Genomic DNA, 23,677 nt, shown 5'->3' with positions numbered 1-23,677 from the left:
GCCATGGATCCGTCAACGCCCTTCATCCGCCGGCCGGTCGCAACCACGCTGTTGACGTTCGGGCTTGCGGCGGCGGGCCTCGTCGCGTTCTTCAAGCTGCCGGTGTCGCCTCTGCCGCAGGTGGATTTTCCGACCATCTCGGTGCAGGCGACGCTGCCCGGCGCCAGTCCGCAGGACGTCGCGACCACGGTCGCCAGCCCGCTTGAGCGGCATCTCGGCCAGATCGCCGACGTCAGCGAGATGACGTCGTCGAGCTCGGTCGGGCAGACCCGGATCACGCTGCAGTTCAACCTCAATCGCGACATCGACGGCACGGCGCGGGACGTGCAGGCCGCGATCAACGCGGCGCGCGCCGATCTGCCGACCAGCCTGCGCAGCAATCCGACCTACCGCAAGGTCAATCCGGCCGACGCGCCGATCCTGATCCTGACGCTGACGTCGGACACGCTGACGCGCGGCGCTCTCTACGATGCCGCCTCCACGGTGCTGGCGCAGAAGCTGTCGCAGGTCGAGGGCATCGGCGAGGTGGTGGTCGGCGGCAGCTCGCTGCCTGCCGTGCGCGTCGATCTGATCCCGCAGGCGCTCTACAAATACGGCATCGGTCTGGAAGACGTGCGCGCGGCGCTGTCGAGCGCCAACGCCCACAGCCCCAAGGGCGGCATCGACGTCGGCGACCAGCGCTATCAGGTCTACGCCAACGACCAGGCCAACAAGGCCGACGACTACAGATCGTTGATCGTGGCCTACCGCAATGGCGCCCCGGTTCATCTCTCCGACGTCGGCGAGGTAGCCGACGGCGTCGAGAACCTGCGCAATGCCGGGCTCGCCAACGGCAAGCCGGCCGTGCTGCTGATCCTCTATCGCCAGCCGAACGCCAACATCATCTCGACGGTCGACCTGGTGAAGGGCCTGATGCCGCAATTGCAGGCCTCGATTTCGCCGGCGATCGACATCGGCCTCGCGGTCGACCGCTCGACAACCATCCGCACCTCGCTCAGGGACGTCGAGCGCACGCTGGTGCTGGCGGTGCTGCTCGTCATCATCGTGGTGTTCGCGTTCCTACGTAATCTGCGCGCCACCTTCATTCCGGTCGTGGCGGTTTCGGTGTCACTGGTGGCGACCTTCGGGGCGATGTACCTGTTCGGCTACAGCCTCGACAATCTGTCGCTGATGGCGCTCACGGTCGCGACCGGATTCGTGGTCGACGACGCCATCGTGGTGCTGGAGAACGTCACCCGCTACATCGAGGAGGGCCTCAGCCCGCTCCAGGCGGCGCTGAAGGGCGCAGGCGAGGTCGGCTTCACCGTGCTGTCGATGAGCATCTCGCTGATCGCGGTGTTCATCCCGATCCTGCTGATGGCCGGCATCGTCGGGCGGCTGTTCCGCGAATTCGCGATGACGATCTCGATCTCGATCCTGATCTCGCTCGCGGTCTCGCTGGCGACCACGCCGATGATGTGTGCCGTGCTGCTCAAGCCGGACCGCGGCGGCCGCGGCCGGCTCTATTGGGCCAGCGAGCGCTTCTTCGAGGCGATGCTGAATTTCTATCGCAGGACGCTGACCGCGGCGCTGCAGCACCCGCTGTCGGTAATGCTGACCCTGGCGGCGGTGTTCGGCCTCAACTTCTATCTCTACGACGTGATCCCGAAGGGATTCTTTCCGCAGCAGGACACCGGCCGGCTGGTCGGTTCGATCCAGGCCGACCAGAGCGTGTCGTTCCAGCTGATGCAGCAGAAGCTCGCGCAGTTCGTGGGCATCATCCAGAAGGATCCGGCGGTGGAGACGGTGGTCGGCTTCACCGGCGGCGGCCAGACCAATTCCGGCTTCGTATTTGTCTCGCTGCGCCCGCTCGACCAGCGCAAGATCGGCGCCGACGGTGTCATTTCACGGCTGCGCCGCCAGATGGCAGTGGTGCCCGGCGCGAGCCTGTTCCTGCAGGCGGTACAGGACATCAGGGTCGGGGGCAGGGCCTCGAACGCGCAATATCAATACACATTGCAGGGCTCGACGCTGGAGGAGCTCAATGACTGGACGCCGAAGATTGCGGCAGCCTTGCAGCGCGATCCGAACCTCGCCGACGTCAACAGCGACCAGCAGAACAAGGGCCTGGAATCCGAACTCGTGATCGACCGCGACGCCGCGGCCAGGCTCGGCATCACGGTAAGCCAGATCGACAACACCCTCTACGACGCCTTCGGCCAGCGTCAGGTGTCGACGATCTATGTCGCGCGCAACCAGTACCACGTGATCATGGAGGTCGCGCCACGCTACTGGCAGAACCCCGAGACGCTGAAGGACGTCTACATCAGCACGTCGGGCGGGTCGGTCGGCGGCTCGCAATCGACCAACGCGGTGGCCGGCACCGTGGTGGCGCCGGGAACCTCGAGCGCGGCCAGTTCAGCCAATGCCCAGGCCGCGCGCAACCAGGCCACCAATTCGATCGGCTCGACCGGGAAGGGCGCGGCGTCGACCGGATCGGCCGTCTCGACCAACAGCGAGACCATGATCCCGCTGTCGGCCGTAGCGGCGTTCAAGCAGGGCGCGACGCCGCTGGCAGTCAACCATCAGGGCCTCCTGGTCGCCAATACCATCTCTTTCAACTTGCCGCCGAACGTGTCGCTGAGCACCGCGGTCGCCAGCATAGACGCGACCATGAACCGGATCGGCGTTCCGGCGACGATCCGCGGCACCTTCCAGGGCTCCGCGAAGGCGTTCCAGGATTCGCTCAGCAACCAGCCGTTCCTGATCCTGGCCGCGATCGTCACGATCTACATCGTGCTGGGCGTGCTCTATGAGAGCTATGTCCATCCGCTGACCATCTTGTCCACACTGCCCTCGGCAGGTGTGGGTGCCTTGCTGGCACTGATGGCATTCAAGACCGAGTTCAGTATCATGGCGCTGATCGGCGTCATCCTGCTGATCGGGATTGTGAAGAAGAACGCCATCATGATGATCGACTTTGCGCTGGACGCGGAACGCAGGCGCGGGCTGGAGCCGCTCGAGGCGATCAAGGAGGCCTGCCTGCTGCGCTTCCGTCCCATCATGATGACGACGATGGCCGCGCTGCTCGGCGCGGTGCCGCTCGCGATCGGGATGGGCGACGGCGGCGAGCTGCGGCAGCCGCTCGGCATCGCCATCGTCGGCGGCCTGATCCTGAGTCAGGTCCTGACGCTCTACACGACGCCGGTCATCTACCTCTATCTCGACCGGTTCCGCTTGTGGGCCCAGCGCGTCCGCCGCGGCAGCGCCATGCCGATGCCGGGCTCCTCACTTCAACCGGGCGAGTAAATGCCCACAGGTGCAGCGTTGCATAGTTTTCGAATATTGGGGAAACCGGTCCGGTTTCGCCGCGTGGCGGCGTTCGGCGGGCTCGGCCTTGGTCTGAGCCTTGGCCTGACCGGCTGCATTCCCGGGGTTGAGAAGCCCGAGCTCAGCCTCGAAGTGCCGGCGAGCTATCGCGCCGCGGCCAAGGGCGATGCCGACGCCGCCGTTCCGGCGCTCGCCTGGTGGCGCGGCTTCCGCTCGCCCGAGCTGACCGGGCTGATGGAATCCGCGCAGCAATACAATCTCGATATCGCGGTGGCGATCGCCCAGATCGTGCAGGCCGACGCGCAGACCGGCGTGTCCGGCGCCGCGCTGCTGCCGTCGATCTCGGGATCAGCGAATGCGGAGCGTCAGAAGGTAGCGACGGGATCGAGTTCGTCGCTCGGCGGGAGCAGCGGGACGTTCTCGCAATACAATCTGGGGCTGAGCGCGAGCTATATCGTGGATTTCTGGGGCAAGAACCGCGCGACGCTGTCGGCGTCGGAAGAGAGCGCGACGGCCTCCCGCTACAATCGCGAGGTGGTCGCGCTGACCACGATGGCGACGGTGGCCAACACCTATTTCCAGGTGCTGGCGGCGCAGGACCAGATCAAGGCCACCCGGCGCAATCTGGCGGCGGCCGAGCGCATCCTGGCCTTGATCAAGTCGCAATTCGCCGGCGGCACGGCCTCGCAGCTCGACCTGTCGCAGCAGGAGGCGCTGGTCGCCACGCAGCGCGCGGCGATCCCGCCGCTCGAGGTGACGCTGGGGCAGAACACGGCCGCGCTCGCGCTGCTGGTGGCGCGCGCGCCGGCCGATTTCTCGGTGCGCGGCGGCAGCACCACGCAGATCTCGGTGCCGCGCATCACGCCGGGCATGCCGTCGGAACTGCTCTACCAGCGGCCTGACGTCCGCCAGGCCGAGGCGCAGCTCGCGGCCTCCAATTTCAGCGTCGACGCGGCGCGCGCGGCGTTCTTCCCGCAGATCCAGCTGACCGGCACCACGGGCTTCCAGAGCGCGGCGCTCGCCTCGCTGTTTGCGCCGGGCGCCTGGTACTACACGCTCGCCGCCGGGCTGACCCAGCCGCTGTTCGACGGCTTCCTGCTGGAGAGCCAGTTCAAGCTCGCCAAGGGCCAGCAATTGCAAAACCTGCAGGCCTATCGCAAGGCGGTGCTGTCGGCCTTCGCCGATGTCGAGAAGGCGCTGATCGCGTTGCAGAAGTATACCCTGCAGGAGCGGCTGCAGTCCGACGTCGTCGCCGCCTCGCGCAAGGCGTTCGAGGTCTCCGAGACGCAGCTGCGCGGCGGCACGGTCAATCTCATCACGGTGCTGCAGACGCAGCAGACGCTGTTCACGGCCGAACTCAATCTGGTGTCGGTGCGGCTCAACAAGCTGCTGGCGGCGAGCAGTCTGTTCCAGGCACTCGGCGGCGGCTGGACGCCGGCCGGCACGCTCGCGACGGCAGTGCCATGAGGTCGGTCATGCAGCGGTTCGTCACGCTCTTCGTCGTTATTCTCGTCATCGCGCTGGGCGCGCCGGCCGGCACGGTCCGTGCGCAGCAGCGGCCACCGAACAGCATTCCGCTCGCCTTCGGCATGAGCGCCGACCAGGCCAGCCAATCGCTCGGTGTTCCCCTGAACTACGTTCGCGGCACGCCGGGCAATGAATTGTTCGTCGCGCTGCCCAATGTGAGGGGCAGCGTGCTGTCGCGGCGCAGCGACGGGCTCTATCTGCAGTTCGGGAAGGGGCGCCTGATCGCCTGGAAGGGTGACTGGGGGACCATTCCGCAATGAAGGCCTTGGCCATGACCGCCATCAGAATACTGATCGCCTGCGCAGCCATCGCGCTCAGCGCTGCTGCTGCGTCAGCCCAGAACCTGGAGCGGCGACGGCCGCTGCGCTACGGCAGCACCGGCGGTGCGTATTTCGACGGCAGGAACGACGACCGCGATTTCCGCAGCAACGGCTCGTTTCCGGGCAGCTTCGCCGCCGATCCCTTCAGCGCGGGCTTCGGCGCGGCGGGCCTGTTCGGCTCGACGCCGTATCACTCGACGCGGCCCTATCCGTCGCAGGTGACCTTCGGCGCGCCATGCCAGGATTGCCGTCCGCAGCGCACGCGGCGGCACCGCGACCGGCAGGAGTGAGGAGCTCGGGAGATCGACACTTCTAGCTCTTGCGCAGTAGATCTTCGATAATGCGCGGCTTCATCCAGCCGGCCTTGTCGATAATCTCCCTGCGCAACGCGTCCTTTTCCATCTCATATTGCTCGCGCGAGGTGTCACGGTCGCCGCTCGCGGTGGTTCCGAGCGTCTTGAGCAGCACGTTGTGCCGCACCTCCCATGCGATCACTTGCTCGGTCATGGCTTGCGTCACCGCCGGCAGGAAGCCGGGATGGCCTGCCAGGCCGCATGCTTCCGTGGTCTGCGGATCTGCCGCCAGCATGATCACGTTCCACTGGTCGTAGCCGATCAGATCCAGCTGCGCGTAGAGGAACGCGCCGTGCGGCCCATCCCAGATCTTGTGGTCGATGACCAGGAACGGCAACGCGTGGCAGTAGCCGTGGCGCGCCGTCATGTCACGGTTGAAGCTCTCGGTACGCTCCTGCAGCCGTTGGCTGGCCGCAGCGAACACGGCGAGGCGATTGTCAGCGCTCGGCGCGATGCTGGCTGCGTCGTCGGGTGCGAACCCCGCATCGCGCAGCATCGGTCCGATCCGCGGATCTTCCCACTGCTTCTTGTGAAAGGCGGGTGCCGCGCCAGCGGCATCCGGCGCCGGACGCAAGGGCTTCTTGAGCTCGCCCGAGGTCGCCTGCTTCTTTCCGAAAACCACCCTGCGCTCGAACATCGTGCCGTTCCTGCCAAGTTGGGGGAAAAGCATGGCAAACAATGCCCAGATTTGTCTTAATCGGTCAGGGCAAGCGGCGGCGATCGAACAACAGGGTGACCCGGCCGTTAAGGCCAACGCGAAAATCGACCGATTCGCTGCCGTCAGCGGCCTAACTTGCGGCGGCGCTTGTCGATTTCGCCGGCGCGGGGGTGACGCGGGCGAACCGCACCACGAAACGGGTGCCCTTGTGATCCGGGTCGCGCTCGACGCTGGCGTCGAGCTTGGCGGCCATCGCCGCGACGATGCGCTGGCCCATGCCGGTGCCGCGCGGATCGGCTTTGTCGGAGAAGCCCACACCTTCATCGCTGATCGCAAGCTGCAATTCGTCGGCTTGCGGCTTCAGCTCGACATGGATCGGGCCGGCGCCGTCGGGATAGGCGTATTTTACGGCGTTCATCACCAGCTCGTTGACGATGATCCCGATCGCGACCGCGCGATCCGGATCGATCTCGATCGGGTCGGCCTTCAGCGTCAGCCGCGACATCTTGTTGCCTTCGGCCGATCGCCTGAGATCCTCGAGCAGCGCCTCGAGATACTGGTTGAGCATCACCGTCTTGAAGTCGTGCGAGGTGTAGAGGCGGCGATGCACCTGCGCGACGGCGGCGACGCGGCCCATCGCATTGGTGAGCGCCGCCTTGACGTCCTGCTGGCTCGCGGAATTGGCCTGCAGATGCAGCAGCGAGGCGATGATCTGCAGCGAATTGCCGACGCGATGGTTGACCTCGCGAAGCAGCACCTCGCGCTCGGCGGCGAGCGCGGCGTAGCGGTCGCGGGAGGCGTGCACCTCGGCCTCGGCCTCGTCGCGCGCCTTCTGGATGGCGGCGCGCCGCAGCGCGCCGTTCACCGCGACCTGGAGCAGGGGGATGAATTCGCCCCTGACGTCCTTGACCAGATAGTCCGCCGCGCCGGCCTTCAGTGCGGTGACGGCGATCGCCGAATCCTGCGAGGCGGTGACGAACACCACCGGCGGCGCGTCCGCAATCTTGAGGATCTGCTCCAGCGTCTCCAGCCCGTCCAGGCCGGGCATGTACTGGTCGAGCGCGACGACGTCGATGCCGCCCTGCGCGAGGCGGTCGAGGCCTTCCTGGCCGCTTGCGGCGTGCACGACCTTGTAGCCCGCGCGCGTCAGCCCGCGTTCGACCAGGCGCGCCAGCGCCGCGTCGTCGTCGATATAGAGCAGTGTCGGCGTTGCGCTGGTCATAGGGAAGCTGGCGGCACCTGAATCACGGAAAAGAACAGGCCAAGCTGGCGAATGGCGTTGGCAAAACTTTCGTAGTTCACCGGCTTGGTGATGTAGACGTTGCAACCGAGTTCGTAGCAGCGCTTGATCTCCTGGGAGTCGTCGGTGGTGGTCAGTACGACCACCGGCGTCGCTTTGAGATGCTTGTTCTCCTTGACCCGCTTCAGAATGTCGATGCCGGTCATGTCAGGCAGATTGAGATCAAGCAGGATGAGCAGGGCCTGGTTCTTGCGCTCCGCCGCGCTGCCGTCCTTGCCGAACAGGTAGTTCACGGCCTCTGTACCGTTGGTGAACGGGACGATCTCATTGTTGACACCTGAGCGCCGGATATTCCGCTCAATCAGGCGCGCATGGCCCTCATCGTCCTCGATCATGATGATGGTGACTGGATCGCTCATGATTCCTTATCCCGGTGCTTGTCTGAGTTCTTGCCTGACCATTTGATAGGCAGCGTGATCGTGAACGTGCTGCCGCCGTGAAGTTCCGATGCTACCGACATGGTGCCTCCCAGTCTGCGCACAAGTGCGCGGACATGGGCAAGCCCGATGCCCTGACCGGGCTTGTCCTGGGTCCCAGCACGGCGGAACAGATCGAAGATACGCTGATGGTCTTTCGGATCGATGCCGCGGCCGTTGTCGGTGACCTCGAAGATCGCAAAGCCGAGCTTGGTGCGGCCCTCGATCGTAATCTCGCCGGGGACGCCGTCCTTGAGATATTTGAGCGCATTGTCGATCAGGTTGGAGAAGATCTGCTCCAGCGCGAGGCGGTCGCTGACGATATTCGGCAAGGCGCGGACCTCGATGGTCGCATTGGCCTCGGCCGCCTGATGCGCGACCGTCTTGACGATGCCGTCGATCAGCTCGCGCAGATCGATCCGCTCTGGCTTGAACTCGCGGCGGCCCTCGCGGGTGAGATTGAGGATCGCGCTGATCAGGCGGTCCATCTTGGCGATCGACGATTTGATGAACCCGAGCGATTCGTTGAATTCGTCGGATAACCGCTTGTCGGAGCCTTCGAGCTCGGGCTCGGCCACGTCGGTCGCGTCTTCCATCGTTGGCGTCAGCGACACAGTGCGATTGAGCGTGGCAATGCGCCTGAAGATATCGCCGCGCAATTCCTCCAGCTCGCTGGTGAAGCCCATGATGTTGACCAGCGGCGAGCGCAGGTCGTGGCTGACGATATAGGCGAAGCGCTGGATTTCCTCGTTGGCCTCGCGCAGGTCGGCCGTCCGTTCGTTGACGATGGCTTCGAGATTGACGTTGCTGTCGCGCAGCTTGGCCTCGGCCTCGTCGCGCGCCCGCGAGGATTGCCGCAGCAGCACGAGAGAGAGGGCGGCGAGCGCCAGCACCATGCAGGAGCCGGCGATGGTGACGGAGGAGGCCAGCACCTGGGTCCTGTCCGCAGTCGCGGTGCGCGTCGCCAGCAGGCGATCTTCCTCGGCGCGCATGTCGCGGCCGATCCGGGCGATCACTTCCAGCGCGTCGGTCGATGTGCCCTTGCGCAGGATGTCGATGCTGGTCGCGGTGTCGTTGTTGTTGACGCGCTCGATGCTGAGGGCGAACTCGGCCAGCCGCTGCTCGACGGCGGCCTTTAGCTTCGCGGCATTGGCGACCTGCGCCGGATTATCGACGGTCATCATCTGGAGATGGCCGAGCGCCGCCGGAAGCCCGCCTGCAGCCGACCGGTACTCGGACAGGTACTGTGGTGCTGACGTCAAAAGATACGCCCTGGTCGCGCTTTCGGCGCGCCTGATGTCGAGCAGCAGATTGGCAACCTGGCTCTCCACCTCGACCGTATGGACCACCAAGGCATTGTCTTCACGCGCCTTGTTGACCAGCAGGACGGAGGCCACGCTGACCGCGACCAGCACGAAAAATCCCGCCGAAAGCAGCAGGATCTGTAGCGTGGACCGGCGTCGTGAAACCAGTGTCACGACGGTCTCTTCGCGGGAGTGGGATTCAATGCGTCCCCGTGGAAAGCCAATACCCCTCAAATACGCTTGTACAGGGCTCTCGGTTCCACCGGGTTCCAAACTATTTCGAGGCGTCGGACGGCTGGCCGGCGAGGTACTGCTCCAGCCAGTGGATGTGATAGTCGCCCTCGATGATGTCAGGCTCGCGCACCAGCGCGCGGAACAGCGGCAGCGTCGTCTCGATGCCGTCGACCACCATCTCGTCCAGCGCCCGGCGCAGCCGCATCAGGCATTCGCCGCGGGTCTTGCCGTGCACGATCAGCTTGCCGACCAGCGAGTCGTAATAGGGCGGGATCACGTAGCCCTGATAGACGGCGGAATCGATCCGCACGCCGAGGCCGCCCGGCGGATGGAATTGCGTGATCCGACCGGGCGAGGGACGGAACGTCTGCGGGTTCTCCGCATTGATGCGGCACTCGATGGCGTGGCCGATGATCGCGATATCGCTCTGCTTGGCGGGCAGCTCGCCGCCGGCGGCAATCCGGATCTGCTCCAGCACCAGATCGATGTCGGTGATGCTTTCGGTGACGGGATGCTCGACCTGGATGCGCGTGTTCATTTCGATGAAATAGAACTCGCCGTCCTCGTAGAGGAATTCGATGGTGCCGACGCCGAGATACTTCATGTCCCGCATCGCCTTGGCGCAGGTCTCGCCGATCCTGGCGCGCGCCGCGGCCGCGAGCACGGGCGAGGGGCCTTCCTCCCAGACCTTCTGGTGACGGCGCTGCAGCGAGCAGTCGCGCTCGCCGAGATGGATAGCGCCGCCGCGGCCGTCGCCGAGAATCTGGATCTCGATGTGGCGCGGCTTCTGCAGGTATTTCTCGAGGTAGACCGAGGCGTCGCCGAATGCCGACTTGGCCTCGTTGGCCGCGGTCGTGAGCGCCAGCGCGAGATCGGCCTCGGTGTGGGCGACCTTCATGCCGCGGCCGCCGCCGCCGGCCGCCGCCTTCACCAGCACCGGGAAGCCGATCTGCTTGGCGATCGCCATGGCGTCGTCGTCCGCCGTCACTGCGCCGTCCGAGCCGGGCACCACGGGAATGCCGAGGCGCTTCGCGGTCTTCTTAGCCTCGATCTTGTCGCCCATCAGGCGGATGTGCTCGGCCTTCGGCCCGATGAAGCCCAGATTGTGGTCGGCGAGAATCTCGGCGAAGCGCGCATTCTCGGACAGGAAGCCGTAGCCGGGATGCACGGCGTCGGCGCCGGTGATCTCGCAGGCGGCCAGCAGCGCCGGCACGTTGAGATAGGAGTCCTTCGACGGCGGCGGGCCGATGCAGACGCTCTCGTCGGCGAGCCGCACATGCATGGCGTCTGCGTCGGCGGTGGAATGCACCGCGACGGTTGAGATGCCGAGCTCCTTGCACGCCCGGAGCACGCGAAGCGCGATCTCGCCACGATTGGCTATGAGGATCTTGTCGAACATCGCAGCGCCTGACGTTGACGGAAGCTATTCAATGATCACGAGCGGTTCGCCGAATTCGACCGGCTGGCCGTCCTCGACGAGGATCTGCGTCACGGTGCCCGCGCGCGGCGACGGGATCTGGTTCATCGTCTTCATCGCCTCGATGATCAGAAGTGTCTGGCCGGCCGTCACTCTGGTGCCGACTTCAATGAACGGCTTGGCGCCGGGCTCCGGCGCCCAATAGGCGGTACCGACCATCGGCGAGGGCACGGCGCCCGGGTGTTTTGCGAGGTCGGTGGCGGCAGCAGCGGCAGCAGCCGGAACCGCCACGGCGGCCGGCGCAGCGACCGCATGCACGGCGGCAGTGGGCACCGATGCGGCGATGCTGATGTTGCGTGCGACCCGGACGCGCAGGCCGGCGCGCTCGATCTCGATCTCGGTGAGGTTGGTCTCGGCAAGCAGCAGCGCGAGCTCGCGAATGAGGACGCTGTCGTCGCTCTTGGTGTCGTTCTTGGACTTTGCGGCTGATTTGTCGTCTGGCTGGCGCGCCATGTTGTTTGATCCGAAATCTCTGTCTGGTGACGGGGAACGTCAGGATTGACGATTAAGTCTTTGCCTTCGCACCGATTCTGGTGGCGAGGCCGATGATCGCAAGCCGGTAGCCGTCGATCCCGAAGCCGCAAAGTGACGCGAAGGCGGCTTTAGCAGTGAACGAGTGGTCCCGGAAGCTCTCGCGGGCGTGGATGTTGCTGACATGGACCTCGACGGCGGGAATCTTGACTGCGACCAGCGCGTCATGCAGCGCGATCGAGGTATGGGAGTAGCCGCCGGCGTTGATGACGATGCCGACCGCTTTCTTGGCGTGGGCCTCATGGATGAAGTCGATCAGTTCGCCCTCGCGGTTGGACTGTCGGCAGTCGGCGGTCAGCCCGAACTGGCGCGCAGTGTCCGCGCACAGCTTCTCGACGTCGGCGAGGGTGGCATGGCCGTACGTCTCCGGCTCGCGCGTCCCCAGCAGGTTGAGGTTCGGGCCGTTCAGCACATAGATCGTTCCGGCAGCAGCCATTCCAAAATTTCCTGCCAAAATTTCCTGCCAGAGGTTCCGGCCAATGGTCCCGATAAGGGTTCCGACAAGGGGTGAAGTGGGCCGGGTTATAGGTAACAACCGGCCGCAGGGGAAGTCTTTAGGTGGAATCGGAACGTGTCCAACAACTTCTCCCAGGCTGTCAGGTACTTGCCGTAACCTGCGGAAATTGCTGATTAACCAAATCCTGCGGAATGTAGCCTCATGGAGCGCGCTGCGCAGCCATCCACTGCCGTCTGGGGCCGTGGCCGAACGCAAAACCCCGCCCCAATGGGGCGGGGTTGCGAATGGGCGAGGACCCGTGGCGGCACCCTCGCGCCTGAGGCCGGGTTAGCCCTCGATGATGTAGACGATCTCATGGGTCTCCGGCTGCACGATCACGTAGCGGCCATGGACCAGGATGAACTCGTAGCCGCGCCACTGCGGATAGATCGACACCACCCGCTCCGGCAGCGGATAGAAGTGAACGTCAGCCGGGACTCGGGTGCCGACCGCCACGTTGAAGTTCACGTTGGTGGCTTCGGTGACGTGCTCCGACTTAATTGCGGTCGAGATCTGGGTGCGCTTCTCGGCCGGCGGAGCCGCGGTAGCCGACGTCGCAGCGTTGCCGGTCGTGGTCTGCGTGCGGCTTGTGTCGTTGGTCTGCGCGCGATTGGTGTCGGTCGGGCTCTTGGTCTGAGCGTTCTGGTTGGTGGTGGCGCCGCTCTTGTCGCGATTTTCCGCGGCGTTGTTGCGCTCGCGGCCCTCACGGCTCTCCGCGTTCATCTTGCCGCTCTTGTCGCGCTCCTCGGCCTTCATGGTACCGCTCTTGTCGCGGCCCTCCGCCTTCATCTCCTTCGAGCTCTCGCGTGAGCCCTTGGTGGCCTCGTTCTCCGAGCTCATGCCCTTCGACTTCTGGGTGCTGTCCTCCGCGCCCTTGGTGGCCGTTCCCGACTTCTCGGACTCGGCGCCCTTCGCGCTCGGGGACTGACCCGTCGTGGAATGCTCGGAACCCTTCATGCCGCCCGATTCGTGCTGCATCGTGCCGGACGATGCACCACCGGACGGTGCAGAGTGCTGCATGGTCGCACCGCCGCCGGCCCCGGATTCCCTGTTGGCGCCGCCGGCGCCCTGTGCATTCGCGAAGCCGGTGCCGGCGATCAGGGCCGCCGCAGCGACCGAAATCAGAAAGCGTTTAGACATCGTAATTCCTCCTCGTAGTTCAGCATTGCCCGCGCCGACAACGGGAGAGGATGTGCGATGTTCCTGTTGAATTGCGGTTCCCTGCGGTTTGTTTCTTGTGTGAATGCGCGATGAACAATCTGCGCTTCAACCGCGGGCCCAGTCGAACTCCATGCTCGCAAGATCGAGCTGGCCGTTGCTATTGGGACCGTCGTCGCGCGTTGCGAGGCGAAGGCATGCGCGCGGCTTTCACTGTTGGCGAGGCCTCTTGCGGCCGGCATGGAGCAGGTTCGATGCCGCCAATAAAAAATCCGGCTGCCAGAGGCAGCCGGATCTTGTCGGGTGAACGAGCTGTGTCGAAGCAACGATCAGCAGGTCGCCTTGCCGCAGCGGGCAATCCCGATCTTCTCCTTGAGGCCGTCGACGCCGACCGCTCCGATCACGACCTGCTTGCCGATCACGTAGCTCGGCGTGCCGTTCATGCCCATGGATTCTGCGAGGCGGAAGTTCTCCTCGATGGTCGCCTTGACCTCGGGGCTTGCCATGTCCTTCTCGAGCTTGGTCATGTCGAGACCGACGTCCTTGGCGACCGCCAGCGCGCGCGCCTTGTCGGCGGCGCCGCGGCCGCCCAGCAGTTTCTGGTGAAACTCGAGATACTTCTTGCCGGTCGGATCCTGCATGCGCACGGCGACCGCGACTTGCGCCGCCTCGACCGAGCCCTGGCTCAGCACCGGGAATTCCTTCAGCACGACCTTGAGCTTCGGATCCGACTTCATCAGGTCGAGCATGTCGGACATCGCGCGCTTGCAGTAGCCGCAATTGTAATCGAAGAACTCGACGAAGGTGACGTCGCCGTCCTTGTTGCCGATCATGACGCCACGCGGCGAGTTGAAGATCGTGTCGGCGTTCTTTGCGACGCTCTGCTCATGCTTCTCGGCTTCGGCGGCGGCCTGCCGCTTGCTGAGCTCGTTCATGGCCTCTTCGAGCACCTCGGGATGCGCGATCAGGTAGTTGCGCACGATGGTCTCGATGTCGCCGCGCTGGGTGTCGTTGAAGCTCTGCGCGGACGCAGTCAACGGCGTGGCGCAAATGCCGAGCGCGAGCAAGGCAGGGGCGAGAAAACGAAGCGCTGGCATGACAAAATCCTTGTTCGAGGTGGCCCGAAATACGGCAGGGCCGCGGGCCGGTTTCGGTGATCGTTGTATGGAACTACGGTTTATTTCTAGTTGTTTTTCTGACCCGGCATCGGCTTGGCGCTCACAATGTCGTCAGCTTTGACCCAGCCGGGCGTACCGATCGCGAACCGCGTCTTGGCGCGCGAGGCAAGTTCGCGGGCGGTCTTGTTGTCGCCCCGCAGATAGGCGGCCTGGGCCGAAGCAAGGTCGGCCTGGGCATAGTCGCCCTTGCGGCCGTAGGCCATCGCGAGCTGGGTATAGCCGAGCGGCGCCTCCGGCTCGCGCGCCACGGCGGCGCGCAGCATGCTGATCGCATCGTCGGTGTAGGCCTTGTTGTCGGAGGCGACCAGGGCTTGACCCAGCAGCATCTCGATCAGCGGGGAGCTGTTTGAGAGCTGCACCGCGCGGCGCAGCGGCGCGATGGCCTCGGCGGGCCGGCCGCCTTCGAGCAGCGCCTGGCCGCGCAATTCATAGAAATAGGGATTGTTGGGCTGGACCTGGATCAGGCCGTCGATCTGCGCGATCGCTGAACGCAGGTCGCCGTGCAGATAGGTGGTGATCGCGCGCGCATAGCGCGCCGGCAGGCTGGTGTTGGACAGTGGATAGCGGCGGTAGACCGTGTCCTGCCGCTCCATGAAGCCCGAGATCTTGGCGCGCATCATGTCGTGACGCAGCTGCAGCGCCGGATCGTCCTTCTTGTCCCAATAGGGGCTCGACCGCGCCATCTCCGCCAGCGCCGAGACACGATCGACCGGCATCGGGTGCGATTGCAGGTAGGGGTCGGCACCGCGCGCGGCGAACAGGCTCTCGTCGGTGAAGCGCTTGAACGTCTCGTACATGCCCTTGGCGGACTGCCCGGTCGCGTTCAGGAACTTGACGCCGGCGCGGTCGGCGTTCTCCTCCTGCTGGCGCTGGTAGGACAGCAGCGTGCGCTGAATGACCGACTGCGGTGCCGAGATCGCGGCGGCTCCTGCGCTGGAGAGGCCGTTGCCAACGCCGCCGCCCGCAGCGCCTGCGGCCAGCGCACCGACGCCGAGCAGCATCGCAATGATCATCTGGGTCTGCGCCTGCGCCAGTTGCTCGCGCATCTTGGCGAGATGGCCGCCGGCCAGATGGCCGGTCTCATGCGCCAGCACGCCGATGATCTGGTTCGGCGTCTCCGATTGCAGCAGCGCGCCGTAATTGACGAAGATGCGGCGGCCGTCGGCGACGAAGGCGTTGAACGAGCCGTCGTTGATGATCACGATCTGGATGTTCTGCTTCTCGAGACCCGCGGCGCGCAGGATCGGCCGCGTGTATTCGCGCAGCAGCTGCTCGGACTCGGTGTCGCGCAGCACCGGCGGACCCTTCTGCTGGGCCCGCGCAGGGACGATGGGACCGACGGCGAGCGCAGCCGCGGTCAATAATGCGGTCAGCTTGGAGGTCTTGGTGCGCAGCGTGAGGCGGAGCAGCATGGGCGATCTATCGGCGATGGCTGGCCGCGCCGCGGCAAGGTCCGGTTCCCGACCCGACCGGATCAGGCGCGTGGCACAGTCTGTTGTTTTTGCAGTTCTTCTTCACGCGAACCGGGTATGCACTTGGCCTGAAAGCGTTATAAGGAGCCACCGAATGCGGCCAGTCTGGGGCGGTAGCCGGTAACGGGAACCCGAATTCGGCAGCGGCCGTGCAATAGCAGAAATCCATGCGTGAATCGACACCGAGAGACCGCCTGAACAGCCTGTTGACAGCGTCCGGCCGGAGCGACGTTCCACCGTTCATGGTGATGGACGTGATGGCCGCCGCGGCGCGAATCGAGGCCGCGGGCGGCCACGTCATCCACATGGAGGTGGGGCAGCCCGCCGAGGGTGCGCCGAAGCCGGCGATCGCGGCCGCGCAGGCCGCGCTGGCCGGCGGGCGAATCGACTACACTTCCGCGCTCGGCATTCCCAGCCTGCGCGCGCGCATCGCCCGGCATTACCGCGACACGTATCGCTGCGCGATCGATCCGGAGCGCATCATCGTCACCACCGGCTCGTCGGGTGGCTTCATCCTGGCGTTTCTTGCGATGTTCGAGCCGGGCGACCGGGTCGCCGTCACCGTGCCCGGCTACCCGCCGTACCGGCACATCCTGACCGCGCTCGGCTGCGAGCCCGTGCTGATCGAGACCTCCGGCGACACCCGCCATGCGCTGACCGGGGAGGCGCTGCTGGCCGCCCATAGCAAGGCGCCGCTGAAGGGCGTTTTGGTCGGCAGCCCCGCGAATCCGACCGGCACGATGATGTCGCGCGAGGCGCTGTCGAGCCTGATGGCCGCCGCCGACAGCGCGGGCATCCGCTTCATCTCCGACGAGATCTATCATGGCCTCGACTACGCGTTTCCTGCGGTGACGGCGGCAGAGCTGTCGCCGAACGCGCTCGTCATCAACTCGTTCTCGAAGTACTTCTGCATGACCGGCTGGCGCGTCGGCTGGATGGTGGTGCCCGAGGTGCTGGCGCGGCCGATCGAGCGGCTGCAGCAGAACCTGTCGATCTCGGTGCCGACCCTGTCGCAGATCGCCGCCGAAGCGGCCTTCGAGGGCCGCGAGGAGATGGAAGCGATCAAGCGCGGCTATCAGGAGAACCGCCGCATCCTGATCGAAGGCCTTCCCAAGGCCGGGTTGACCAAGTTCCTGCCGGCCGACGGCGCGTTCTATCTCTATACCGACGTTTCCGACTTCACCTCGGACAGCTTCGCCTTCGCCAGTGAGATGCTCGAGAAGGCGCATGTCGCGGCGACCCCCGGCGTCGATTTCGATCCGATCCACGGCCGCGCCTTCATCCGATTTTCCTATGCGCGTTCGGCGGCGGAGATGCAGGAAGCGGTTGCGCGGATCGCGCATTGGCTTAAATAGCCCGCGAAGTTCGACAGCCTTCCGTCTTGTCAGACTGATCGATTTCGCATCTGGCGCCGTGTTTTCGGCTGCGCGGTGCGCGGCAGATCGTCGCGGATAAGCGGCAGGCGCCAACAGTTCCGGTTTGACTCGAACGGCCAAGTTGATCTTGGCTATTTCCGCCATTTCTGAGGGGGAGTGACACATGGCAACGGCAACCGTTGCCACGGCTTCACCGGCGCCTGCCGGCAGCAAGCCGTGGTACAAGATTCTCTATGTGCAGGTTCTGATCGCGATCGTGCTCGGCGCGCTGGTTGGCGCGTTCTGGCCGTCGCTTGCCACCAACGAGTGGATCAAGGCGCTCGGCGACGGCTTCATCAAGCTGATCAAGATGGTGATCGCGCCGATCATCTTCTGCACCGTGGTCTCCGGCATCGCGCATATACAAGATGCCAAGAAGGTCGGCAGGATCGGCGTCAAGGCGCTGGTCTATTTCGAGATCGTCTCGACCTTCGCGCTGGTGATCGGCTTGCTGGTCGGCAACATCGTGAAGCCGGGCGCGGGCTTCGGCGGCGCGGCGGCGAACGCGCAGGCGGTTGCCGGCTATGCCAAGCAGGCGGAGGCGCAGAAGAGCGTCGACTTCGTGCTGCACATCATCCCGGACACCGTGGTCGGCGCGTTCGCGCAGGGCGAGATCCTGCAGGTGCTGCTGTTCTCGGTGCTGTTCGGCTTTGCGATCATGGGCCTCGGCGAGCGCGGCCACACTATCCGCTCGTTCATCGACGATGCCGCGCACGCGGTGTTTGGCGTCATCTCGATCGTGATGCGGGCGGCGCCGATCGGTGCGTTCGGCGCGATGGCCTTCACCATCGGCAAGTTCGGCACCGGCGCGATCCTCAATCTGATGGGGCTGATTGCGACGTTCTATCTGACCGCCGCGCTGTTCGTGCTCGTCGTGCTCGGCATCATCGCGCGGATCGCCGGGTTCTCGATCTTCAGGTTCCTGGCCTACATCAAGGACGAGCTGCTGATCGTGCTCGGCACCTCGTCCTCCGAGAGCGCGCTGCCGTCATTGATGGAAAAGCTCGAACGTCTCGGCTGCTCCAAATCCGTAGTCGGCCTCGTGGTGCCCACGGGCTATTCGTTCAACCTCGACGGCACCAACATCTACATGACGCTGGCGACATTGTTCATCGCGCAGGCGCTGGGCTACGACCTTTCGTTCAGCCAGCAGCTCACGATCCTGGTGGTGGCGATGCTGACCTCGAAGGGCGCCTCCGGCATCACCGGCGCGGGCTTCATCACGCTGGCGGCAACGCTTGCCGTGGTCGATCCGCGGCTGGTGCCGGGCATGGCGATCGTGCTCGGCATCGACAAGTTCATGAGCGAGTGCCGCGCGCTGACCAATCTGTGCGGCAATGGCGTCGCCTGCGTGATCGTCGCCTGGTGGGAGGGCGAGCTCGATCGCGACAAGCTCAATGCCAATCTTTCCCGGCAGATCGACCCGACCGACATGGAGACCGCGCTGACGACGGACTAAGCTCGACGTCAGAACCGGTCCAACCGATACGGCGAGGTGTCCACGGAGGATGCCTCGCCGTTCATCGTTTCGGCCAGCACCCGCGCCGTCGCGGGGCCGAGCGTGAAGCCCTGATGACCGTGACCGAAATTCACCCATAGCCCGCGATGTCGCGGCGCGGGCCCGAGCACCGGCAGCATGTCGGTGGTGCAGGGGCGGGTGCCGAACCACGGCTCGGGCTCGACCCGGCTGCCGATCTCGATCAGTTCGCGCGCCGCCGTCTCGGCATAGCCAAGCTGGATCGGCGTCGCCGGAGCATCGGGGCTGGTCAGCTCCGCGCCGGTCGTGATGCGGATCCCCTTGGCCATCGGCGCCATCGCATAGCCATTCGCGGTGTCGACCAGCGGCAGGTCGAGCGAGCGGCCGCCCTGGTAGTGCATGTGGTAGCCGCGCTTGCGTACCAGCGGGATCCGGTAGCCGAACTTGCGCAACAATTGTGGTGACCACGGCCCGAGCGTGACGACGACATGGGCGGCATCGATCCGGCCGCCGGTCGTCTCGACCGACCAGCCGGTGGCGGTCTCCGCCAATGTCTGCGCGTCGCCGCGTAGCAGCGTCCCGCCCAGACGCTCGAACAGTCCGGCATAGGCCGAGACGAGACCGCCGGGGTCCGACACGGTCCAGGGCCCGAGCCAGTGAATGGCGCCGGGCAGGTCGTCGCGCAGCAACGGCTCCGCCTTGGCGAGTTCGCGGCCATCGAGCACGCGAAACGTCACGCCGAAGTCGCGCTGGTTCTCTTCGGCGACCGCGATCGCCTGCGCCAGCGCCGCCGGGTCGCGATGCAGGAGGCGATAGCCGGCGCGGCGGATCAGATTGTCGGCATGGGCATCGCGGATCAGCGTGTCGTGCTCCGCGGTGGCATAGGCGATCAGGCGCGCCCAGGCGATGGTGGCTTCGCGATGCCGTTCGGGCGTCGAGTTCCACCAGTAGCGCAGCAGTGGACCGGCGTGCTGCGGCAGCGAGGCCAGGCGATAGCGCACGTCGTTGGTGCGCCCCATCGCGATCCTGGCGAGGACAGCCGGATCGCGGGGCATCGGATAGGGCCGCACCGCCTCGCTCTGAATGATGCCGGCATTGCCGTAGCTGGTCTCGCGGCCAGGCTCCTTGCGGTCGACGAGCGTCACCGACCAGCCGCGGCGTTGCAGGTGCAGCGCCGTGCTGACGCCAACCATGCCGCCGCCAAGAACGATCGCGCTTTGCATCGGGATCCGTCTCCGTCAGGCTCCGCCACGCCGGTGTCTGACGAACGGATGGCCTGTCCAATAAAAACGCCCGGCGTGAACCGGGCGTTTTGACTTGCGGGTGGTGCTAGTTGCCGCCGCCGAACCGGCGCGACCACCAGCCCTTGCGGGCCGGCGCCTCGGCCGCGGCGGCTGGCGCCGGCTCCGCTGCGGCGGGCTCGGGCGCAGGAGCTGCTTCTTCTGCGGGGCTCTGGACCAGAGCGGGTGCCGCTGCCTCGGGCTGCGGGCTCGATCCGAAGCTGACCTTTTCACGCACCGTCGAGCGGCGCCGCTGCGCGCGGTCGCTTTCGGCGGCCGTGTCGTCGGCGGCTGCGCGCGGTGCCTCCGGCGCAGGTGCTGCAACGGATGCGACAGGCGCGGTCTCGACCGGCTGCCAGTCCGGCGGCGAGACCAATTCCGGCTGCGCGAGCGAGGGAGCCGGCTCGGTGTCATGGCTGTCGAAATCGGCGACCGCATCGGCCGCCTCGGGCGCTGCCGCCGGGCTCAACTCGTCGGAGATCGATCCGGCGAGACCGTCGTCCGGTCCGCCACTGCCGCGACGGCGGCGGCCGCCACGACGTCCGCGACGCCGCGGGCGGCGATCGCCGTTGGCGGCCTGATCGTCACGCCCTGCGCCCTGCGCTTCGTCGCCTTCGTCCTCATCGCCTTCCGCTTCGCCCACGGCAACCGCCTCGGTGCCCTCGGGCAGGACATGCATCAGATCGCCGTCCTCGCGCGGCTGCTGAGCGCCGTCACGCGGCTCATTGGCGCCACCACGGCCGCGACGCCGGCGGCGGCGCTTGCGGCGCTGGCCGTCGCCTTCGCTCTCGGCGGCACCTGATTCCTCGCCGGTCGCCCGGTCGTCGGCGAGGCCTTCGGTCTCGTCGGTCTCGATCTCGGCCTCGTATTCGAACAGCTCTTCCTCGTCATCGGCCTCTTCGGCCTGCGCCGGAGCTGCGGCGGCCTGCGCGGCCAGCAACGCCTTGGCGGCTTCGAGCGTATGCACCTGCTCGCCGCGATCGATGACGTAGGATTGCTGGCCGTGCACCGTGGCGTCGGCCACGATCGACAGCGAGACGCGGAAGGAGTCCTCGAGGTCGCGCAGATGGCCGCGCTTGTGGTTGAGCACGTAGAGCGCGACGTCGGTGCGGGTGCGGACCACCAGATTGTGGGTCGCGCCCTTCATCAGGATCTCCTCGATGCCGCGCAGCAGCTGCAGCGCCACCGACGAGACCGAGCGGACGTGGCCGCTGCCGCCGCATTGCGGGCAGGGCTCCGTCGAGCTCTCCAGCACGCTGGCGCGGATGCGCTGGCGCGACATTTCCAGCAGGCCGAAATGCGAGATGCGGCCGACCTGGATCCGGGCACGGTCCTGGCGCAGGCAGTCGGACAGCTTGCGCTCGACCGCGCGGTTGTTGCGCTTCTCGTCCATGTCGATGAAGTCGATGACGATCAGGCCCGCGAGGTCACGCAGACGCAATTGACGCGCGACTTCTTCCGCGGCTTCCAGATTGGTCTTGAGCGCGGTGTCCTCGATATGGTGCTCGCGCGTCGCGCGACCGGAGTTGACGTCGATCGAGACCAGCGCCTCGGTCTGGTTGATCACGATGTAGCCGCCGGAGCGGAGTTGCACTGTCGGCGAGAACATCGCGTCGAGCTGGCTTTCGACGCCCATGCGCGAGAACAGCGGCTGGCCGTCGCGATATTGCTTCACCGCGCGCACATTGGCCGGCATCAGCATCTTCATGAAGTCGCGCGCTTCGCGGTAGCCGGCTTCGCCCGCCACCTGAATCTCGTCGATCTCCTTGTTGTAGAGGTCTCGCAGCGAGCGCTTGATCAGCGAGCCTTCCTCGTAGACCAGGGTCGGCGCCTGTGACTTCAGCGTCAGGTCGCGCACCGTTTCCCACATCCGGATCAGGTATTCGAAGTCGCGCTTGATCTCCGGCTTGCTGCGGGAGGCGCCGGCGGTGCGCAGGATGATCCCCATGCCCTCGGGCACGTCGAGGTCCTGCACCACTTCCTTCAGCCGCGAGCGGTCCTGGGCGGAGGTGATCTTGCGGCTGATGCCGCCGCCGCGCGCGGTGTTGGGCATCAGCACGGCATAGCGGCCGGCGAGCGAGAGATAGGTGGTCAGCGCGGCGCCCTTGTTGCCGCGCTCTTCCTTGACGACCTGCACCAGCATGACCTGCCGGCGCTTGATCACTTCCTGGATCTTGTACTGGCGACGGGGGCGGAACGCGCGCTCCGGAACCTCCTCGAGCACGTCGTCGCCGCCGACGGACTCGACGACATCCTCTTCCTCGCCGTCATCCTCGTCGTCGTCTTCGCCGGCCTCGTCGCCATGCACGGCCTCGGGTGCGGAGACGTCCGCGAGCGCCGCGTATTCTGCGACGCCATGCTCATCGGCCGCGGCGAGAACGTCGTCGGCGGCCATATACGGCGCGTCGTCGGCATGGGCGGCGTTTTCCTCGACTTGTTCTTCATGCGCCCGCTCGGGCTCACGATTGACCTCGGAGGCCTCAACGGTCTCCGGCGCGGCCGACGCAACGGAGGCTTCGACCACCGCGACGACGGGATCGGACGGCGCGTCGGCTGCCGGCGCCTCGCTCGTGACCGGGGCGTGGTCGTGATCGTGCGCATGATCATGGTCGTGACGATCATGATCGTGATCATCGTGGCCATGATCGTCGTGACCATGGTCATGGTGCTCGTGATCGTGGTGATGCTCATGGTCGTCGTGATGCGCATGATCATGCGCCTCATGCTCGTGACCCTCGTAGGCGGCGACGCCATGCTCGTGATGCCCGGCATCATGTTCGTGATGCTCGGCATCGACGGGATGCTCGTGAGCCTCGGCAACGGGCTGCGCCTGCGCGTCGACGGCACCCTCGATCACCTCGCTCTGGACCCGCTCGCCATGGCCGCGGCGGCGGGCATTGCGATGGCGCGACCGGCGGCGATGGCCGCGGTTCTCGTGCTCTTCCTCGGCCTCGCGATGGGCGCGCTCGTCGGCCTCGATCAGCGCCTGACGGTCGGCGACCGGGATCTGGTAATAGTCGGGATGGATTTCGCTGAAGGCCAGGAAGCCGTGCCGGTTGCCGCCATACTCGATGAAGGCAGCCTGCAGCGACGGCTCTACGCGCGTAACCTTGGCGAGGTAAATGTTGCCGCGCAGTTGTTTGCGCTGGGCGGTCTCGAAATCAAACTCTTCGACGCGATTGCCACGGACCACGACGACCCGGGTCTCTTCCGGGTGGGTGGCATCGATCAACATCTTGTTGGGCATTTTGGAACTCTTGACGGCGGCGGGCGCGGATCATGGCGCGCGCAAACTGCGCCGCCCGGTGACGCGACGGTCCACCTGATTCGGGGGTGAGGGGAAGGCCAAAACGCGTCTCGCGGCGCAGCGCCGGACGGGAACCCACCGGGATGATGCGACGGGCGAGGTTTTCACCTCGCGTCAGCGCGATCATTCGGGGGATCCTGGTCGGCAATGCAGTCTGGCGCATTAAGCGTCGGCCCGTCTAAACATGTTGGCGGCGAAATTGACCGCCGTATCTTTTGCTGAAGGCCCCGCCTGGCGCCGAAGCGCCTGCCGGCCATCGCATATCGAGGCCCCAAGGAATCCACCAGGGGGCCGGATAATCGGTTACGCCGTGTCTCAAACCGCCCCTCTGGCGAGGGAGTGTGTCTGGGACCGGACGCCGCTCGGGCTTGAATCCGCCTCTCCGTGTCAGCCGCGCGCGGCGCTGGCTGGGGAGGGACCGGAAAAACACGGCGGGATCTTCAACTTGGAAGGTTCCACCGCTGC

At 65.9% G+C, this 23,677-nt stretch carries 18 protein-coding genes; 6 read left to right on the top strand and 12 right to left on the bottom strand.

The features are described 5' to 3' along the window. Positions 1 to 3 precede the first annotated feature (3 nt). Genes AKN83_RS02045 through AKN83_RS02030 form a run of 4 tightly spaced genes read left to right on the top strand, consistent with a single transcriptional unit; the run spans position 4 to position 5,446 of the window. Positions 4 to 3,288: an efflux RND transporter permease subunit gene (locus tag AKN83_RS02045; RefSeq protein ID WP_050401356.1), complete on the top strand. Its 3,285-nt coding sequence runs from the start codon at positions 4 to 6 to the stop codon at positions 3,286 to 3,288. Next, entirely contained in the window at positions 3,289 to 4,776 is a 1,488-nt protein-coding gene (locus AKN83_RS02040; RefSeq protein ID WP_050401355.1) for an efflux transporter outer membrane subunit, read from the top strand. An 8-nt stretch (positions 4,777 to 4,784) separates the two neighbouring features. Next, entirely contained in the window at positions 4,785 to 5,096 is a 312-nt protein-coding gene (locus AKN83_RS02035; RefSeq protein WP_050401453.1) for a hypothetical protein, read from the top strand. 11 nt (positions 5,097 to 5,107) lie between these two features. Beyond that, complete coding sequence (locus AKN83_RS02030) at positions 5,108 to 5,446, top strand: BA14K family protein (protein ID WP_244521863.1); 339 nt, start codon at positions 5,108 to 5,110, stop codon at positions 5,444 to 5,446. A gap of 22 nt (positions 5,447 to 5,468) precedes the next feature. Here the strand turns inward: AKN83_RS02030 and AKN83_RS02025 are convergent, their stop codons facing one another. The 10 genes from AKN83_RS02025 to AKN83_RS01980 all read right to left on the bottom strand — a co-directional run bounded on the left by AKN83_RS02025 (position 5,469) and on the right by AKN83_RS01980 (position 15,673). Continuing rightward, positions 5,469 to 6,263: a hypothetical protein gene (locus AKN83_RS02025; RefSeq protein WP_157113167.1), complete on the bottom strand. Its 795-nt coding sequence runs from the start codon at positions 6,261 to 6,263 to the stop codon at positions 5,469 to 5,471. Positions 6,264 to 6,297: 34 nt separating this feature from the next. Then, complete coding sequence (locus AKN83_RS02020; RefSeq protein ID WP_050401352.1) at positions 6,298 to 7,389, bottom strand: sensor histidine kinase; 1,092 nt, start codon at positions 7,387 to 7,389, stop codon at positions 6,298 to 6,300. Beyond that, a complete protein-coding gene (locus AKN83_RS02015) occupies positions 7,386 to 7,826 on the bottom strand; it encodes a response regulator (protein ID WP_050401351.1) in 441 nt (146 codons plus the stop codon). The genes AKN83_RS02020 and AKN83_RS02015 overlap by 4 nt, the downstream gene beginning before the upstream one ends. Beyond that, positions 7,823 to 9,355: a sensor histidine kinase gene (locus tag AKN83_RS02010; protein WP_050401452.1), complete on the bottom strand. Its 1,533-nt coding sequence runs from the start codon at positions 9,353 to 9,355 to the stop codon at positions 7,823 to 7,825. The genes AKN83_RS02015 and AKN83_RS02010 overlap by 4 nt, the downstream gene beginning before the upstream one ends. A 106-nt stretch (positions 9,356 to 9,461) precedes the next feature. Further along, positions 9,462 to 10,820, bottom strand: coding sequence for an acetyl-CoA carboxylase biotin carboxylase subunit (gene accC, locus AKN83_RS02005; RefSeq protein WP_050401350.1), 1,359 nt, complete (start codon positions 10,818 to 10,820; stop codon positions 9,462 to 9,464). Between the two features lie 24 nt (positions 10,821 to 10,844). Further along, a complete protein-coding gene (gene accB / locus AKN83_RS02000) occupies positions 10,845 to 11,351 on the bottom strand; it encodes an acetyl-CoA carboxylase biotin carboxyl carrier protein (RefSeq protein ID WP_063695150.1) in 507 nt (168 codons plus the stop codon). Positions 11,352 to 11,403: 52 nt separating this feature from the next. Further along, positions 11,404 to 11,865, bottom strand: coding sequence for a type II 3-dehydroquinate dehydratase (gene aroQ / locus AKN83_RS01995; RefSeq protein WP_050404066.1), 462 nt, complete (start codon positions 11,863 to 11,865; stop codon positions 11,404 to 11,406). 348 nt (positions 11,866 to 12,213) lie between these two features. Then, the gene (locus tag AKN83_RS01990; protein WP_050404067.1) at positions 12,214 to 13,065 is read right to left on the bottom strand and encodes a DUF1236 domain-containing protein; all 852 of its coding nucleotides are present in this window, start codon (positions 13,063 to 13,065) and stop codon (positions 12,214 to 12,216) included. Between the two features lie 347 nt (positions 13,066 to 13,412). Further along, complete coding sequence (locus tag AKN83_RS01985) at positions 13,413 to 14,180, bottom strand: DsbA family protein (protein WP_050404068.1); 768 nt, start codon at positions 14,178 to 14,180, stop codon at positions 13,413 to 13,415. Between the two features lie 86 nt (positions 14,181 to 14,266). After that, positions 14,267 to 15,673: a M48 family metalloprotease gene (locus tag AKN83_RS01980; RefSeq protein ID WP_050404069.1), complete on the bottom strand. Its 1,407-nt coding sequence runs from the start codon at positions 15,671 to 15,673 to the stop codon at positions 14,267 to 14,269. Positions 15,674 to 15,900: 227 nt separating this feature from the next. On the opposite strand from AKN83_RS01980, the gene AKN83_RS01975 reads away from it, so the two are divergent. Beyond that, on the top strand, positions 15,901 to 17,088 hold the full coding sequence (locus tag AKN83_RS01975) for a pyridoxal phosphate-dependent aminotransferase (RefSeq protein WP_050404070.1): 1,188 nt from the start codon (positions 15,901 to 15,903) through the stop codon (positions 17,086 to 17,088). Between the two features lie 184 nt (positions 17,089 to 17,272). Next, a complete protein-coding gene (locus AKN83_RS01970; protein WP_050404071.1) occupies positions 17,273 to 18,607 on the top strand; it encodes a dicarboxylate/amino acid:cation symporter in 1,335 nt (444 codons plus the stop codon). A gap of 8 nt (positions 18,608 to 18,615) precedes the next feature. On the opposite strand, the gene AKN83_RS01965 is transcribed toward AKN83_RS01970, so the two are convergent. After that, positions 18,616 to 19,848, bottom strand: coding sequence for an NAD(P)/FAD-dependent oxidoreductase (locus AKN83_RS01965; protein WP_050404072.1), 1,233 nt, complete (start codon positions 19,846 to 19,848; stop codon positions 18,616 to 18,618). A gap of 106 nt (positions 19,849 to 19,954) precedes the next feature. Further along, positions 19,955 to 23,152, bottom strand: coding sequence for an Rne/Rng family ribonuclease (locus AKN83_RS01960; protein WP_063695149.1), 3,198 nt, complete (start codon positions 23,150 to 23,152; stop codon positions 19,955 to 19,957). Positions 23,153 to 23,677 lie beyond the last annotated feature (525 nt).

The organism is Bradyrhizobium embrapense (assembly GCF_001189235.2).
Lineage (GTDB): Bacteria > Pseudomonadota > Alphaproteobacteria > Rhizobiales > Xanthobacteraceae > Bradyrhizobium > Bradyrhizobium embrapense.
This window is presented reverse-complemented; position numbering and strand designations above follow the sequence as displayed.

Bases quoted from the DNA above. Each gene is read 5' to 3' on its own strand.
- AKN83_RS02045 (WP_050401356.1), top strand. From the start codon at position 4: ATGGATCCGTCAACGCCCTTCATCCGCCGGCCGGTCGCAACCACGCTG.
- AKN83_RS02040 (WP_050401355.1), top strand. From the start codon at position 3,289: ATGCCCACAGGTGCAGCGTTGCATAGTTTTCGAATATTGGGGAAACCG.
- AKN83_RS02035 (WP_050401453.1), top strand. From the start codon at position 4,785: ATGCAGCGGTTCGTCACGCTCTTCGTCGTTATTCTCGTCATCGCGCTG.
- AKN83_RS02030 (WP_244521863.1), top strand. From the start codon at position 5,108: ATGACCGCCATCAGAATACTGATCGCCTGCGCAGCCATCGCGCTCAGC.
- AKN83_RS02020 (WP_050401352.1), bottom strand. From the start codon at position 7,389: ATGACCAGCGCAACGCCGACACTGCTCTATATCGACGACGACGCGGCG.
- AKN83_RS02015 (WP_050401351.1), bottom strand. From the start codon at position 7,826: ATGAGCGATCCAGTCACCATCATCATGATCGAGGACGATGAGGGCCAT.
- accC (WP_050401350.1), bottom strand. From the start codon at position 10,820: ATGTTCGACAAGATCCTCATAGCCAATCGTGGCGAGATCGCGCTTCGC.
- accB (WP_063695150.1), bottom strand. From the start codon at position 11,351: ATGGCGCGCCAGCCAGACGACAAATCAGCCGCAAAGTCCAAGAACGAC.
- aroQ (WP_050404066.1), bottom strand. From the start codon at position 11,865: ATGGCTGCTGCCGGAACGATCTATGTGCTGAACGGCCCGAACCTCAAC.
- AKN83_RS01990 (WP_050404067.1), bottom strand. From the start codon at position 13,065: ATGTCTAAACGCTTTCTGATTTCGGTCGCTGCGGCGGCCCTGATCGCC.
- AKN83_RS01985 (WP_050404068.1), bottom strand. From the start codon at position 14,180: ATGCCAGCGCTTCGTTTTCTCGCCCCTGCCTTGCTCGCGCTCGGCATT.
- AKN83_RS01980 (WP_050404069.1), bottom strand. From the start codon at position 15,673: ATGCTGCTCCGCCTCACGCTGCGCACCAAGACCTCCAAGCTGACCGCA.
- AKN83_RS01975 (WP_050404070.1), top strand. From the start codon at position 15,901: ATGCGTGAATCGACACCGAGAGACCGCCTGAACAGCCTGTTGACAGCG.
- AKN83_RS01970 (WP_050404071.1), top strand. From the start codon at position 17,273: ATGGCAACGGCAACCGTTGCCACGGCTTCACCGGCGCCTGCCGGCAGC.
- AKN83_RS01965 (WP_050404072.1), bottom strand. From the start codon at position 19,848: ATGCAAAGCGCGATCGTTCTTGGCGGCGGCATGGTTGGCGTCAGCACG.
- AKN83_RS01960 (WP_063695149.1), bottom strand. From the start codon at position 23,152: ATGCCCAACAAGATGTTGATCGATGCCACCCACCCGGAAGAGACCCGG.